At 63.1% G+C, this 14810-nt stretch carries 11 protein-coding genes; 7 read left to right on the top strand and 4 right to left on the bottom strand.

The features are described from left to right. Positions 1 to 62 precede the first annotated feature (62 nt). From ACZY1I_RS10710 to ACZY1I_RS10690, 5 genes are all read left to right on the top strand, one after another. Positions 63 to 443 carry an MmpS family transport accessory protein gene (locus ACZY1I_RS10710; RefSeq protein WP_463754309.1) on the top strand — a complete coding sequence of 127 codons (381 nt, stop codon included), beginning with the start codon at positions 63 to 65 and terminating at the stop codon, positions 441 to 443. Then, the gene (locus ACZY1I_RS10705) at positions 440 to 3313 is read left to right on the top strand and encodes an MMPL/RND family transporter (RefSeq protein ID WP_463754308.1); all 2874 of its coding nucleotides are present in this window, start codon (positions 440 to 442) and stop codon (positions 3311 to 3313) included. The genes ACZY1I_RS10710 and ACZY1I_RS10705 overlap by 4 nt, the downstream gene beginning before the upstream one ends. A 39-nt stretch (positions 3314 to 3352) precedes the next feature. Then, positions 3353 to 6268 carry an MMPL/RND family transporter gene (locus tag ACZY1I_RS10700; RefSeq protein WP_463754380.1) on the top strand — a complete coding sequence of 972 codons (2916 nt, stop codon included), beginning with the start codon at positions 3353 to 3355 and terminating at the stop codon, positions 6266 to 6268. A gap of 61 nt (positions 6269 to 6329) precedes the next feature. Next, positions 6330 to 6734 (top strand): putative copper homeostasis (lipo)protein LpqS, encoded by a 405-nt coding sequence (gene lpqS / locus ACZY1I_RS10695; RefSeq protein WP_463754307.1) that lies wholly within the window; start codon positions 6330 to 6332, stop codon positions 6732 to 6734. A gap of 201 nt (positions 6735 to 6935) precedes the next feature. Beyond that, the gene (locus ACZY1I_RS10690) at positions 6936 to 7733 is read left to right on the top strand and encodes a PPE family protein (RefSeq protein ID WP_463754306.1); all 798 of its coding nucleotides are present in this window, start codon (positions 6936 to 6938) and stop codon (positions 7731 to 7733) included. A 6-nt stretch (positions 7734 to 7739) separates the two neighbouring features. Here ACZY1I_RS10690 and ACZY1I_RS10685 read toward each other — a convergent pair whose 3' ends face one another. Together ACZY1I_RS10685 and pruA are read right to left on the bottom strand one after the other, a co-directional pair. Then, positions 7740 to 8705, bottom strand: a complete 966-nt coding sequence (locus tag ACZY1I_RS10685; RefSeq protein WP_463754305.1) for a proline dehydrogenase family protein — start codon at positions 8703 to 8705, stop codon at positions 7740 to 7742. Next, a complete protein-coding gene (gene pruA, locus ACZY1I_RS10680) occupies positions 8705 to 10336 on the bottom strand; it encodes an L-glutamate gamma-semialdehyde dehydrogenase (RefSeq protein ID WP_463754304.1) in 1632 nt (543 codons plus the stop codon). Before pruA ends, ACZY1I_RS10685 begins: the two co-directional genes overlap by 1 nt. An 83-nt stretch (positions 10337 to 10419) precedes the next feature. Between pruA and ACZY1I_RS10675 the strand changes: the two genes are divergently transcribed. Beyond that, positions 10420 to 12051 carry a PucR family transcriptional regulator gene (locus ACZY1I_RS10675; protein ID WP_463754303.1) on the top strand — a complete coding sequence of 544 codons (1632 nt, stop codon included), beginning with the start codon at positions 10420 to 10422 and terminating at the stop codon, positions 12049 to 12051. 79 nt (positions 12052 to 12130) lie between these two features. After that, on the top strand, positions 12131 to 12688 hold the full coding sequence (locus ACZY1I_RS10670; RefSeq protein ID WP_463754302.1) for a DUF4190 domain-containing protein: 558 nt from the start codon (positions 12131 to 12133) through the stop codon (positions 12686 to 12688). On the opposite strand, the gene ACZY1I_RS10665 is transcribed toward ACZY1I_RS10670, so the two are convergent. Both ACZY1I_RS10665 and ACZY1I_RS10660 read right to left on the bottom strand, forming a co-directional pair. Beyond that, the gene (locus ACZY1I_RS10665) at positions 12666 to 13553 is read right to left on the bottom strand and encodes a sucrase ferredoxin (RefSeq protein WP_463754301.1); all 888 of its coding nucleotides are present in this window, start codon (positions 13551 to 13553) and stop codon (positions 12666 to 12668) included. The genes ACZY1I_RS10670 and ACZY1I_RS10665 overlap by 23 nt on opposite strands. Before the next feature lie 6 nt (positions 13554 to 13559). Beyond that, positions 13560 to 14774: a cupin domain-containing protein gene (locus tag ACZY1I_RS10660; RefSeq protein ID WP_463754379.1), complete on the bottom strand. Its 1215-nt coding sequence runs from the start codon at positions 14772 to 14774 to the stop codon at positions 13560 to 13562. Positions 14775 to 14810 lie beyond the last annotated feature (36 nt).

The following is a 14810-nucleotide window of genomic DNA, read 5'->3' as shown; positions in this document are numbered from 1 at the left end:
GATCTCGAAGGATTTTCACAGTTCTGAAGAAGGCGTGGATTCCGCTGGTCCTATTGGTAGTGATGGCTGCTGGGGGCTTCACCGTCTCGCGGCTGCACGGCGTCTTCGGGTCCGAGAAACACATCTCCTATGCCGACACCAGAAAAGAAGACACCAGACCTTTCAATCCGAAGCACCTGCATTACGAGGTCTTCGGACCACCCGGAACCGTGGCAGACATCAGCTATTTCGACGTCAATGGTGAGCCGCAATTCATTCACGGAGCAAGCCTGCCGTGGTCGCAGGAGTTCGCGATCACCGCGGCGGCGGGCCTGGGAAACATCGCGGCGCAAGGCGATAGCGACAGTATCGGCTGCCGCATCGTGGTGGACGGTGTGGTCAAATCCGAGAAGATCACGAACGAGGAGCACGCCTTTGCGTTCTGCGTGCTGAAGGCCGCATGAGCAACTTGGCTAGCGAACACGCGACGCAACCATTCGTAGCGCGAAACATTCGTCGGTTTTCGGTTCTCATCATCTTGGCGTGGTTGGCGATCGTCGTCATCGTCAATACCGCTGTCCCGCCCCTCGAGCTGGTCGAGAAGGAGCATCTGGTTTCCCAGAGTGCGCTGGATGCGCCGTCGTTCCAGGCGATGACGCGCGTCACTCGCGACTTCCAGGAATCTGCTTCCGGTAGTTCGGCGATGATTGTCTTGGAGGGTCAGCAACCCCTGGGCGACGATGCTCATCAGTACTACGACCGCCTGATTCGTCAGTTGGGTGACGATTCGAAGCATGTGCTGCACGTCCAGAATTTCTGGGGCGATCCGCTCACCGCGGGCGCCGCACAAAGCGCCGACGGCAAGGCCGTATATGTGCAACTGAATTTGGCTGGTAACCCGGGCGAGACCTCGGGAAATGATTCGGTGGCGTCAGTTCGGCACATCGTGGAACGGACCCCGCCACCTGCTGGGGTCAAGGTCCATGTCACCGGCCCCGCGCCGATCCTCGCCGATATGGGCAAGAGTGGCGACAGCGGGATCGTCTTGATGACGGTATTGAGCCTCGTGGTGATCTGCGCTCTGTTGCTTTTTGTCTACCGATCAGTTGTCACGGTATTTCTCTTGCTGATCATGGTCGGGATCGAATTGCAGGTGGCCCGAGGAATCGTTGCGTTCCTCGGCGAGCATCAGATTGTCGGCCTTTCCACCTTCGCCGTTAATTTGCTGGCGTCCATCGGCATCGCCGCCGGAATGGACTACGGGATATTCTTCACCGGCAGGTACCAGGAGGCGCGACAGGCCGGCGAGGACCGGGAGACGGCCTTCTTCACGACGTACCGCGGGGTCGCTCCTGTTGTCCTGGCTTCCGGTCTGACAATTGCCGGAGCGGTTTTCTGCCTGAGCTTTACCCGGCTACCCGTCTTCCGGACGCTGGCCGGCCCGTGCGCCGTAGGCGTATTGGTCGCGGTCGCGGTCGCACTCACGCTGGTTCCGGCAGTCCTTGCCGTCGGAAGCCGTTTCGGCCTGTTCGACCCGAAACGGACGATCAAAGTCCGCGGCTGGCGACGGATAGGAACGGCGATCGTTCGTTGGCCCGCGCCCATTCTGATCTCGGCGCTGGCAGTCACGCTGATCGGGCTGCTGACGCTGCCGGGATATAGCCCCAGCTACAACGACAGGCAGTATCTGCCCACGAATATCCCCGCCAATGAGGGGTATGAGGCCGCGGCGCGACATTTTCCCCAGTCGCGTATGTCGACGCCCGAGATCCTGCTGGTCGAGTCGGATCACGATTTGCGCAATTCCGCGGATTTTCTGGTGCTGAACAAGCTGGCCAAGGCCGTCCTGGCCGTTCCGGGAGTTTCGTTGGTACAAGCCGTGACCCGGCCCCAGGGGACACCCATCGATCACGCCACGATCCCGTACATGCTCAGCATGCAGATGGCCGGCCTGCAACAAACCCTGCAGTTCCAGAAAGAGCGCATGAAAGACATGCGCAGGGCCGCCGACGAGCTGGCGGCAACGATCGAAATCATGCAGCACGTATATGCCCTGCTACAGCAGCTCACCGACACGACTCACCACATGGTCGGCGAAACGCATGACATACAGGTGATCACGGACGAGTTGCGCGATCACATTGCGGACTTCGAAGACTTCTTCAGACCGATCCGGGCTTACTTCTACTGGGAGAAGCATTGCTTCGACATTCCCGTCTGCTGGTCACTGCGATCGGTATTCGATGCACTCGACGGTGCGGACCAGCTCAGCGATAAGTTGCGCGATCTGGTGAAGGATCTCGATCAGCTGGACGTGCTGCTGCCTCAGATGCTCATCCAGTTCCCGCCGATGATCCAAACCATGCAGACCATGCACACCATCGTGCTGACCATGTACAGCACCATGGCTGGGACCATCGGCTCGATGGACCAGAACGGCGGCAACGCCACAGCGATGGGAAGAGCGTTCGACACCGCCAAGAACGACGATTCTTTCTACTTCCCTCCGGAAGTTTTCAACAACCCGGACTTCAAGCAAGTAATGAACGTGTTCCTGTCACCTGACGGCAAATCCGTCCGCATGCTCATTTCGCAAAAAGACGATCCCGCGTCGCCTGAGGGGATCGCACGGATCGACCCGATCAGAACCGCCGCCGAAGAGGCGCTGAAGGGAACTCCGCTAGAAGATTCGCGAATCTACCTCACCGGGACCGCCGCGATTGTGAAAGATCTCGTGGACGGCTCCAAATACGATCTGATGATCGCGGGAGTCGCCGCGCTCTGCCTCATTTTCATGATCATGTTGATCATCACGCGAAGTTTTATCGCCGCCCTGGTGATCGTAGGTACGGTATTGATTTCGCTAGGCGCATCATTCGGGTTATCTGTGCTGGTCTGGCAGGATCTGCTCGGCATACAGATACATTGGATGGTGCTGGTGATGTCGGTGATCATCCTTTTGGCGGTCGGGTCTGATTATAATTTGCTGCTGGTCTCCCGGATGAAAGAGGAAATAGGCGCTGGCATAAACACCGGCATCATTCGCGCGATGGGAGGCACCGGCAAGGTGGTGACCATCGCCGGCCTGGTGTTCGCCTTCACCATGATGTCGATGGTGGTCAGCGACTTGCGCAGCATCGGTCAATTGGGCACCACCATCGGACTGGGCTTGCTGTTCGACACGTTGGTGGTACGCGCGTTCTTGACGCCGTCCATCGCCGCACTGTTGGGACGCTGGTTCTGGTGGCCGCAGCAGGTGCGCCCCCGCCCCGCCAGTTCATTACTTCGGCCGTCAGGACCTCGTCCGTTGGTACGCGCCCTGTTGCTGAAGTAGCTGCGGTCGGTGGCGGATTATCGGGCCGGCGACGGCCGCATGAGCAGCGAGCGCCCCGCGGCTCCATTCGTCGCACGGGCGATTCGCACACTTTCGCCGTTCATCATTCTGGTGTGGCTGGCGGTGGCCGTGGTTGTGACCCTGGCAATTCCATCGCTGGAGCAGGTCGGCCAACAGCATTCCGTGCAATTGAGTCCCGAGGACGCGCCGGCGCTGCAGGCGATAGTGCGCATGGGCAAGGTCTTCAAAGAATCCGACTCAGACAGTGTCGCGATGATCGTGCTGGAGTCCCAGCAGCGACTCGGAGACGACGCCCAGACCTACTACGCCAAATTGGTTCGTCAGTTGAGAGACGACCCGAAGCATGTCCAGTATGTGCACGATTTATGGGGCGATCGACTCACCGCGGACGGCGCGCAGAGCTCCGACGGCAAGGCCACCTTCGTACAACTGAGCCTGGCCGGCAACCAGGGCACGACCTTGGGTCAAGAATCCGTGGCGGCCGTCCGCAATATCGTGAAGCGGAACCCGCCGCCGCCCGGAGTCGGGGTCTACGTCACCGGCCCGGCCGCACTCGTTGCGGATATGGTGCGCACTGGCGAGAGATCCATTCTGAAGATGACCGCGATAACCGTCGTGATCATCTTCGCGATCCTGCTCCTTGTCTACCGGTCCATCATCACCGCGGTGCTGCTTTTGGCCATCGTCGGGATCGAATTGGGGGCGGCCCGAGGAATCGTCGCCTTTCTCGGCGACCACAGCATTCTTGCACTTTCAACATTTGCCATAAATCTGCTGGTGGCCCTTGGGATCGCGGTCGGTACCGACTACGGGATATTCTTCTTCGGCCGCTATCAAGAGGCGCGTCAGGCCGGCGAAGACCCGGAAACGGCCTACTACACCACTTACCGCGGAGTTGCTCCTGTTGTACTGGCTTCCGGTTTGACGATCGCCGGGGCCGTCTTGTGCCTGAGTTTTACCCGGATTCCGATCTTCCAGACCATCGGAGTCCCGTGCGCAGTGGGCATGCTCGTCGCAGTCGCCGTCGCGCTCACGTTGGTGCCGGCAGTGCTGGCCGTCGGAAGTCGCTTCGGGCTATTCGATCCAAAACGCATAATCGGGTTCCGCCGATGGCGCCGCGCCGGCACAGCGATTGTCCGCTGGCCAGCACCGATTCTCATCACGGCATTGGCCGTCGCGCTAGTCGGACTGGTGACACTCCCCGGCTATAAAACCAGCTACAACGACCGTCTCTATATACCCAAGGACCTGCCGGCAAACTTGGGCTACGCGGCCGCCGACCGTCATTTCTCTCAGGCGCGATTGATGCCTGAAGTTCTGACGGTCGAAGCCAACCACGACATGCGCAATCCGGCGGATTTTCTGGTGCTGCACAAACTGGCCAAGGGACTATTCCGTGTTCCGGGAATCTCTCGGGTGCAGGGGATCACCCGGCCCCAGGGAACACCGATCGAACACACGTCGATACCGTTCCTGATCAGCATGCAGGGCGCGACCATGCAACAAAATATGCAGTTCTTGAAAAGCACTACCGACGATCTGCTCAAGCAAGCCGATCTGATGACCGAGCAAATCGCGTTGATAAAAAGGGTTTACCAAATACAGCAACAGATCACTGCAATCACCCACCACTCGATCGACGAGACCAAAGACATGGCGGTGCTTGTCGACGGGTTGCGTGACCACATTGCCGATTTCGAAGACTTCTTCAGACCAATAAGGGCCTACTTCTACTGGGAAAGGCACTGTTACGACATTCCGATATGCTGGTCGTTGCGGCAGATATTCGAGAGTCTCGACGGGGTCGATAAGGAGAGCGAAAAGCTCCACGATGTACTGCAGGATCTGAACAAAGTGGACGCGCTGCTGCCGCAGCTGCTCGAGCAATTCCCGCCGATTATCGCGACGTTGGAGTCCATGCGGACGATGACGTTGACGATGCACAGCACGATGTCCGGACTTTTCAGTGAGATGGACGAAACAGGCCAGAACGCCACAGCGATGGGGCAGGCGTTCGACGCCGCCAGGGACGACGATTCTTTCTATCTGCCTCCGGAGGTTTTCCAGAGCCCAGACTTCCAGCGCGCAATGAATTCTTTCCTGTCCCCGGACGGGAAAGCGGCCCGGTTCATCATTTCGCAGAAGGGCGATCCTGCCACGTCCGAAGGCATAGCGCGTATCGATAAGTTGAAGAGGGCGGCCGAGGAGGCGCTCAAGACGACACCGCTGGAGGACGCCAAGATTTATATCGCCGGCACCGCGTCGACGTTCAAGGATTTCCGGGACGGCTCAAAATACGATTTACGTATTGCGGTGGTCGGTGCACTCTGCCTCATCTTCATGATCATGCTGATCATCACGCGGAGTTTCGTGGCGGCACTGGTCATCGTGGGTACGGTGGCACTTTCGTTGGGCGCTTCATTTGGGCTCTCGGTGCTGATCTGGCAATACATTCTGGGCATCAAACTGCATTGGATGGTGCTGCCACTCTCGGTGATCATCCTGTTGGCTGTCGGGTCCGATTACAATTTGCTACTGGTATCCCGGATAAAAGAGGAGATAGCTGCCGGTATAAACACCGGCATCATCCGCGCGATGGGCGGCACCGGGAAGGTCGTCACCAACGCGGGTCTGGTGTTCGCTTTCACAATGGCCACGATGGTGGCCAGCGATCTGCGGATCATCGGTCAGGTCGGCACCACCATCGGCCTGGGTCTGTTGTTCGATACCTTGATCGTGCGCTCGTTCATGACGCCGTCCATCGCCGCACTGCTCGGACGCTGGTTCTGGTGGCCGCAAACAGTGCGCCCCCGTCCAGCCAGTCAGATGCTCAGGTCTTCGGCACCACGCCCGGTGGTGCGGTCTTTGCTGCTTGGGGAGCAGGACCACGACGACGACGCGGTCACGACCGAGCTGCCGAGGCAGTCCGTCTAGGTCGGCCCTGGGCGGCGAAGTCGACTCTCGGTCCGGAAACCGGTGCTAAGTTCGACACATCATGCCCCACGGCGTTCGCAGGCAGTCGTCGTTGCGATCAGTTGTCGCCATCGCAGCGATACTTTGGCTGCTTGCCGGGGTCGCCGAGTTGGAGTACGACCCGCCACCGGCTCGCGATTCTGCCCCGGTAGTTCTGACCTCCTTCGCGGGTGCGGTCATCGCCAATGGCGATCGATTGCATTTGAAGCAGCTGCCGTCCCCCGATTGCCCGAAGACCTTCGATGCCGGGATTCTGCCCGAGCTGGTGCCGGGTCTGATCCCGATTGGAATGCTTGCGACACTTCTCACGCTCGCCGGTTGGGTTGTCGAGCGCTTGCTGCAGTCCGGACGAAGCCCGCCACTGGGGCGGGGCACCGTTCAACGTGGTCAAGATCTGTTGACCAGATTCTGCATTGCGCGTTGCTGACCGGTCGACGTCGTATCGCCGGGCCGCGCACCCTCATCCTGTAGTCGCTGTCGAGTGGGCGGCCGCATCGCGGGTCTGGTGATCTGACTCATACCCCTTGCGGCGCAGGGCATTCTGCTGATTCGACCCGTCTCGAACCACCCCATGCGCCGGACGGGTTTGTTTGTCCACCCCAGCAGACCACGCTTGAAGGCAACGACAATGGATTTTGGATTGCTACCGCCTGAGATCAACTCCAACAGAATGTTTCGCGGTCCGGGCTCAGAGTCGCTACGGGCCGCGGCCGAGGCCTGGCAAGACGTAGCAACGACTCTCCACGCCGCCGAAGTCTCGCTCATCTCGGTGATCTCCGGTCTCGGCAGAGACATCTGGCAGGGGCCCTCGGCGACATCGATGGCCGAGGCGGTCAGGCCGTACCTCAAATGGATCGGTACCACCGCCAGACTCGCGCATCACACTGCCGCTCAAGCGAGTTCGGCATTCGCTGCGTATGAAGCGGCCCTGATGGCGACGGTCATGCCGACTCAGGTCACCCAGAACCGCGACCGGCTGCGATCACTTGCCGCGGCAAACCAGCTCGCTCAATTCAGCCCTGCGATCGCGACGGTTGAGTCCCTGTACGGCGAAATGTGGGTTCAGGATGCGCAAGCGATGTACCGCTACGCGCGCCATGCGGCGCGGGCGACGCGATTGGCTCCCTTCCCGGCGCCGGCGCAGATCGAGGCAGACGCGCAGCTGTACTGCGCGGTGCCCCACGCGTTGGACCGGCTCGCAGCGCAGCTCCCACTGAACCCGGCGCCGGATCCCCCGGACCTGCCATCGCCGATGTCAGTGGTCTCGACGCTGATCTCGAAGCTCGCGAAACGTGACCACGATGCCGGTCGGTCGCGGGCCCGCTCCGCGCAAGGCGCCGCAATGGTCGGCGAGCTTTCAGTCCCGCAGGCCTGGGTCGCGAAGGCACCCAACCTGCTCGACGCAACCAGCAACGGCGTCAGCTGAGGCCGGTCAGCCCCGCTGCGCCAAAGCCCGCAGGAAAAATGTCAGGTTTGCCGGGCGCTCGGCAAGTCGGCGCATGAAGTATCCGTACCACTGGGTCCCGAACGGCACGTAGACCCGCACCCGGTTGCCGGCGTCGGCCAGTCGTCGCTGCTCGTCGTCACGGATTCCGTACAGCATCTGGTATTCGAAATCGTCTACTCCACAACCTGATTCGTGCGCCATTCGGCCGGCGGATTCGATGATCACCGGATCGTGCGACGCCACCATCGGGTACCCGCGGCCCGCCATCAGCACCCGCAGGCAGCGCAGGTACGAGTCGGTGATCTCGTCACCGTCCCGGTACGCCACCGACGCGGGTTCGTCGTAGGCGCCCTTGCACAATCTGACTCGCGCCCCGACCATGGCCAACTCTTCGCAGTCGGCAACGGTGCGATGCAGGTATGCCTGCGAAACCGTTCCCACCCAAGGGAAATCAACCCGCAGGTCACCGGAGATCGACAGCGTGGAATCCGTGGTGGTGTGGTCCTCGGCATCGACCGTGACCCAGGCACCCACCCTCGCGGCCCGCTCGCAGATGGTCCGCGCGTTGTCGAGTGCGATCTTCTTGCCGTCCCGTTCCAGCGCTTGCCCCAACGCCGACAGCTTGACCGACACCTCCAGGGGGCGCACACCGTCGGTGACAGGGTCGCCCCGGCGGCCGAGTGCGTCGAGCAGGTCTAGATACGCGGTTACCGTCGCAGCGGCATCGTCGGCGTCGGTGACGTTCTCGCCGAGGTAGTCGATGCTGATCGCTCGACCGGAATCTCGCAGCGCGGCAACGACATCGAGCACGTCTGGCAGAACATCGCCCGGTACGAACCTGCGCACCACCCGACGAGTCACCGCCGAGCGCTCGACAACGCGCCGCAGACCGTCGGCGCGACTGGCCGCGAGCATCGCCGGGCGCACGGTGTGCGCGAACACGCCGGCCATCACTCGGCCGCCATGTGCGGGTAGCCGTATTCGGTGGCCGCGACGAACGTCTCTTTGATAGTGCGTGCCGACGTCCAGCGCAACAGGTTCATTGGCGACCCGGCCTTGTCGTTGGTACCGGATCCACGGGAACCGCCGAATGGTTGGCGCCCGACCACCGCTCCCGTCGGCTTGTCGTTGACGTAGAAGTTGCCGGCGGCGAACCGCAACCTGCGCTGAGCGGCGAGCACGGCCTCGCGGTCATCGGCAATCACCGCACCGGTCAACGCATATCGTGATCCGGCGTCGATGACATCAAGGATCTGCTCGTATTGCTCGTCGGGATAGACGTGCACCGACAACAGCGGCCCGAAGTACTCGGTCGAGAACGCCTCGTCGGTCGGGTCGTCGGACAGCAGCACCGTGGGTCGCACGAAATAGCCTTCACTGTCGTCGTATTCACCACCCACGGCGATGGTGACCCCTGCGGCGCCTTTGGCCCGCTCGATGGCGTCGACGTTCTTGGTGAACGCTCGACGGTCGATCAGCGCGCCGCCGAAGTTCGATAAATCGTTGATGTCACCATAAGTCAGCCCAGCGGCCGTGCCGAGAAAGTCGTCACCCATTCGTTGCCAGACCGAGTGCGCGATGAACGCCCGCGACGCCGCCGAGCACTTCTGCCCCTGGTAGTCGAACGCTCCCCGAATCAGTGCCGTGCACAACACATCTGGACGCGCCGAAGGGTGAGCGAGAATGAAGTCCTTGCCACCGGTCTCGCCGACGAGTCGAGGATAGCTCTGGTACTGAGCAATATTGGCGCCCACCTGCTGCCACAGGTGCTGGAAGGTGGCCGTCGATCCGGTGAAGTGGATGCCGGCCAGTCGCGGATCCGCCAGCGCCACATCCGATACCGCCAGCCCATCACCGGCGACCAGGTTGATAACCCCGGGTGGCAGTCCCGCGGCTTCCAGCAGCTGCATCGTCAGATAAGCCGACAACGTCTGGGTGATCGACGGCTTCCAGACCACCGTGTTGCCCATCAGCGCCGGCGCCGTCGGCAGATTGGCGGCAATGGACGTGAAGTTGAACGGCGTGATCGCGTAGACAAATCCGTCCAACGGCCGGTAGTCACTGCGATTCCACTCCCCCGGGCCGCTGATCGGTTGCTGGGCCATGATCTGGCGGGCGAACGCGACATTGAATCGCCAGAAGTCGATCTGTTCACACGGAGCGTCGATCTCGGCCTGGTAGATCGACTTGGATTGACCCAGCATCGTGGCGGCGGCGATCTTCTCCCGCCAGGGGCCGGCCAGCAGATCGGCCGCCCGCAGAAAGACCGCGGCACGTTCGTCGAACGGCGTGGCCGCCCACCCTGCCTTGGCGGCCATCGCCGCCTCGACAGCGGCGGACGCCTCGGAGTGACCCGCGTTGGTCAGCGTGCCAAGGATCGCGGCGTGCCGGTGTGGTTGGACGACGTCGATCGCTTCGCCGTCACCCATGAAATGTCGGCCGGCGATGACGTGTGGGAGATCGATCGGGTGCTCGGCCAGAGCCTTCAACTCTGCCCGCAGGCGGGTGCGTTCCGGTGACTTCGGCGCATAGTCGTGGACCGGCTCGTTGGCCGGCGGCGGTGGCTGGGTAATCGCGTCCATCTCGCCAGGATCCCCGTCGGACCAGTTCAAACGATTGGCCGATCAGACAACATGACCGCCCAAATATAGTAAAATCGGCTAATATGCACAGCGGTGGTATCGGACTCGGGCAACTACTGCTCGCGCTCGACGCGACCGTGGTCAGCCTGGTCGACGCCCCACGCGGCCTGGATATCGCCGTCACTTCCGCGTCACTGATCGACTCCGACGACGTCCGGCTGGGCCTGGCAATCGCGGCAGGCTCCGCGGATGTCTTCTTCCTGCTCGGTGTCAGCGACGCCGAGGCATTGGACTGGATTCGGGCACTGGTCACCGCTCCGGTGGCGGTCTTCGTCAAGGAGCCGTCCGAGACGGTCGTGGCCGAGGCGGTGCAGGCCGGGTCAGCGGTGGTGGCCGTCGAGCCGCAGGCCCGCTGGGAACGGGTCTATCAGCTGGTCAACCACGTCTTGGAGCACCACAGCGACCGGGCAGATTCCGAGGAGAACTCGGGCACCGATCTGTTCGGCCTGGCGCAATCGCTCGCGGACCGGATCCACGGCATGGTCAGCATCGAGGACGCCCAGTCGCATGTGCTGGCCTATTCGGCGTCCAACGACGAGGCCGACGAGCTGCGGCGGCTGTCCATCCTCGGCCGCGCCGGGCCTCCCGAGCACTTGAAATGGATCGGGCAGTGGGGCATTTTCGACGCGCTGCGGGCGGGTCACGATGTGGTCCGCATCGACGAACGCCCCGAACTGGGCCTGCGCCCTCGACTGGCGATCGGTATCCATCGACCAGCGGCCGGCCCGCGGCGGCCGCAGGTGTTCGCGGGCACGATCTGGGTCCAACAGGGATCACACCCACTGGCCGAGGATGCCGAACAGATGTTGCGGGGCGCGGCGGTGCTCGCCGCCCGGATCATGGCCCGACTGGCGGCCCGACCGTCCACCCACGCCCGACGGGTGCAGCAACTACTCGGACTCGGCCGGCCGGACGGCTCGGGCGACGGCGAGACCGTCAACGTCTCCGCCATTGCCGGCGAACTCGGTCTGCCAACCGACGGAATCGGCGCGGTGATCGGCTGGGACAGCGTCGAGCGCAGCGACAGACCGGCACGACTGGCTGACGTTCTCGCGTTGAGCGCCAGCGCTTTCCGGCGCGACGCGCAGGTTGCGGCACATGGCACGCGGATCTATGTGCTGCTGCCGCACACCACCACGACGGGGTCCGTCAGCTCCTGGGTGCGCGGCACCATCGGCGCCTTGCGCACCGAACTGGGCGTCGAACTACGGGCCGCCATCGCGGCCCCGGTCGTCGGGTTGACGACGGTCGCCGCGGCTCGCGCGGAGGTAGACCGCGTGCTGGACAGCGCTGAGCGCCATCCGATTTCGTTCGGGCAGGTCACCTCGCTGGCCGAGGCGCGAACCACGGTGCTGCTCGACGAGATCGTCACCATGATCGGCGAGGAACCGCGCCTCGTCGACCCCCGGCTAGACGACTTGCGCACGAAGGATCCGGCGCTGACCGACACCCTGCGGGTCTATCTGGACTGTTTCGGTGACGTCGCTGCCGCCGCCCAGTCGTTGCAGGTGCATCCCAACACCGTCCGCTACCGGGTCCGGCGCATCGAGCAACTGCTGTCCACCTCGTTGGCCGATCCCGATGTGCGACTGCTGTTTTCGCTCGGGCTGCGGGTGAGCGAACCCGCCGGTCAACCGCGGGGCGCAAGTTTGTAGCGACACGATTCGGTGCGAAGGGTAGAGTGGGGCGCCCTACCAGCAAATACCCGCTGGCCGCGATATGCGTGGAGGTCCCGTGACGGAAGAACCGCCGAATTACCCACCGCCGAATTATCCGCCACCGGACTATCCACCACCGAGCTATCCCCAGGCAAGCTATCCGCCGCCAAGCTATCCCTCAGCGAGCTATCCCCCACCGACACCCGGTGGCTACGACTATCCGCCGCCGAGCTATCCACCGCCGAGCTATCCGCCACCAGCGCCCGGCGGGTACGGCGGCTACGGCGGTTACGGGTTCCCGCCGGCCTACCCGCCGCCCGCTGGTTCCACCACGAACACGATGGCCATCGCGTCGTTCATCGCCTGCATTGCCGGGTTCTTCACCTGCGGAATCGGCACGATTCTGAGCGTGGTCTTCGGCGTCCTCGCACTCAACCAGATCAGACGGACCGGCGAAGGCGGGCGTGGCCTGGCTATCGCCGGGCTTGTGATCAGCGGGATCTCAATCGCGTTCCTCGTTCTCGCACTGATCCTCGGATCGATTTCACGGCACAACCGCCACCACTACGACACCTACGACTCGCAGCGCGCGGTCGTCCAGCTCGCTGACCTCATCCCGGGTGGATCGATTTAAGCAAGAAGGTCCGCACCCGACCCGGCACGGTCGCGTGGCACATGGACAGCAGCGGATCGGACATGGCTTCTTCGAGGACCACGTCCAGCGGACCCGAATCGCCGGCGAGCCGGACCCGAATCTCGTGCTCACCGCGCTGAACATCGAGCGGCGACAGGGCGGCGATGCGGTCTTCCCCCGTTTCCACCCGGGCGAAGTACTGGGCAGCCTGAACCGCATGCGCCAGACAAGTGCGTCCCCGGAGAAATCTGTTGTCCAGTCGTCCGTCTAAGTACAGGCGGACGAGTCCGGCCGAGTCCGCCGAGTCGACCCGTCCGTAACAGAGACCTTCCGGCAGGATCAGCATAGTTGCCGCGAACCGGTCACCGCCCAGATGCGAACATTCCCAAGTCAATTCGGGATACTCGGCGGCGATGGCGGTGGTCGCACCGCGGCCCCGAACGGCACAGCACTGGTCGTGTTTGCCATGTGCGCAGACCGCGATCAGCGGATCGGTGGACAGACGGCCGTCGGAACCGTCGAGCGCGATGTCGAGGTACTGTTCGGGACCGCTGACTTCGCCCTGATAGAGGGCCTCCTCGCCCTCGTTCGAGCGCGCGAGAAACCAACGCCATCGGGGTTGCGCCGAACGGCGGCCCGGCCGGCGTATCGCGGTGACCCGCATTCCGGCCACCTCGACGCGACGCGCGATCGCGCGTCCCAGTGCCGGCGCGATGATCTTCTCCGAATTGAGGAACGCGGAATGCCCCCAGGGCCCCGGGATTTCGAACATCGCCCACGCGTGACCCACCGACGCCGTGGCGTACATCGCATCATTGCGAGCCAGCGATTGGTCACTGCATGGAGGACGCTTCGCAGCGGTCATCCCCGCTCATCCCTGGCCAGGCACGGGCGACACGACAGCCTCGCGCAGCAGCCGCCGGATCAGGACTGTCGCGTCCGCGCGGTCAAGGCCCGGCGTGGATCTCGCATCGACGGTCATCCCATCGTGCAGTGTCCGGATCGCGGGTGCGCACGAGTCCGGGAAGGTCATGGTTTTGTCCGGTAGACGTAGAACCACACGGCCGCTGCGGTTTTCGATCCTCCCGATGAGTCCGCGGCGCCACTGCACCGATGTGTGGCCGGCAGATTCGGCGGCGAGCAGCGATGCCAACGGGCGAACCGGTGTGGGCCGGGTGCGCGCCGCGTGGCGCTGTGTCAGCCGCGTGGCTGCTTCCTCGCCTATCTCGGTCGCGTTGTGCCGCATCGCATCCACTACTTCGGCCATGATCTTGGTCGCCGTCGCGGCCATCTCGTTGCGGTCCGCGGGTTCGACGCCCAGCGGCAGGGACTTGCGAAACTCTCCCGACGCCGCCATTGTGTCGACGACGGCCTGCACGACGTCAAGACGCGTCACCGGTGCAACTCCGACGGTCAGATGAATCGATGTTGAATCCGCCGACCGGGCCGAATGAATCCAGCCACGCGGCAGATACAGCGCATCGCCGGCGGACAGCACCGTATCGATCACCGCCGCGCCGGTCACGCGTTCGGCGATCGCCGCGCGGTGTTCGGTCCACGGCTGTGACGGCAACGGGTCCTGATGCACCGGATCATGCACGACCCAACGTTTCTGCCCGGCGATCTGCAGCACGAAGACGTCGTGGACGTCGTAGTGAGGATCGAACCCGCGACTGTTCGGCGGCGTGATGTAGGCGTTGGCCTGGACCGGATGTCCGAGGTCATCGACCATGCCCCGGACGAAGTCGATGATCGGCGGCCAGAGGCGATGCAAGCCTTGCAGCACTATCGTTGCGCCGGAAGCGAACTGGGCCAGCACCTTGGCTGAATCCACTTGGTCGGGCATCTCGGCGCCGAATCCGCCGGTCCCGAGGTAGCAGTCTTTCGCCAGCAGGTCGCCGTGTTTCGCCATCCGGATGAACGGCGCGCGGACCCCGCGTTCGGCGATCAGTTCGTCCACCGTTGCCGGTGACAGTAGATCGCTGAAGTCGCGGGGCAGCGCGTCGGCGCGGCTGAGTAACGGCTGGAGCCCCCAGTGCTCGGTCGCGAACGAACCGAGACTGGGGGCGATGCAGCGGCTCAGCATCGCGGATCGATCACGCCGTTCCGTCCGCGCCGCCGT

The sequence above is a fragment of the Mycobacterium sp. IDUB_37 genome (genome assembly GCF_055419245.1).
Note: the sequence above shows the minus strand (reverse complement) of the source record. Positions and strands in the feature narration are given on the sequence as shown.

What these genes read in the sequence shown, in the direction of transcription:
- ACZY1I_RS10710 (WP_463754309.1), top strand. Translation starts at nt 63, where the DNA reads ATGGCTGCTGGGGGCTTCACCGTCTCGCGGCTGCACGGCGTCTTCGGG.
- ACZY1I_RS10705 (WP_463754308.1), top strand. Translation starts at nt 440, where the DNA reads ATGAGCAACTTGGCTAGCGAACACGCGACGCAACCATTCGTAGCGCGA.
- ACZY1I_RS10700 (WP_463754380.1), top strand. Translation starts at nt 3,353, where the DNA reads ATGAGCAGCGAGCGCCCCGCGGCTCCATTCGTCGCACGGGCGATTCGC.
- lpqS (WP_463754307.1), top strand. Translation starts at nt 6,330, where the DNA reads ATGCCCCACGGCGTTCGCAGGCAGTCGTCGTTGCGATCAGTTGTCGCC.
- ACZY1I_RS10690 (WP_463754306.1), top strand. Translation starts at nt 6,936, where the DNA reads ATGGATTTTGGATTGCTACCGCCTGAGATCAACTCCAACAGAATGTTT.
- ACZY1I_RS10685 (WP_463754305.1), bottom strand. Translation starts at nt 8,705, where the DNA reads ATGGCCGGCGTGTTCGCGCACACCGTGCGCCCGGCGATGCTCGCGGCC.
- pruA (WP_463754304.1), bottom strand. Translation starts at nt 10,336, where the DNA reads ATGGACGCGATTACCCAGCCACCGCCGCCGGCCAACGAGCCGGTCCAC.
- ACZY1I_RS10675 (WP_463754303.1), top strand. Translation starts at nt 10,420, where the DNA reads ATGCACAGCGGTGGTATCGGACTCGGGCAACTACTGCTCGCGCTCGAC.
- ACZY1I_RS10665 (WP_463754301.1), bottom strand. Translation starts at nt 13,553, where the DNA reads ATGACCGCTGCGAAGCGTCCTCCATGCAGTGACCAATCGCTGGCTCGC.
- ACZY1I_RS10660 (WP_463754379.1), bottom strand. Translation starts at nt 14,774, where the DNA reads ATGCTGAGCCGCTGCATCGCCCCCAGTCTCGGTTCGTTCGCGACCGAG.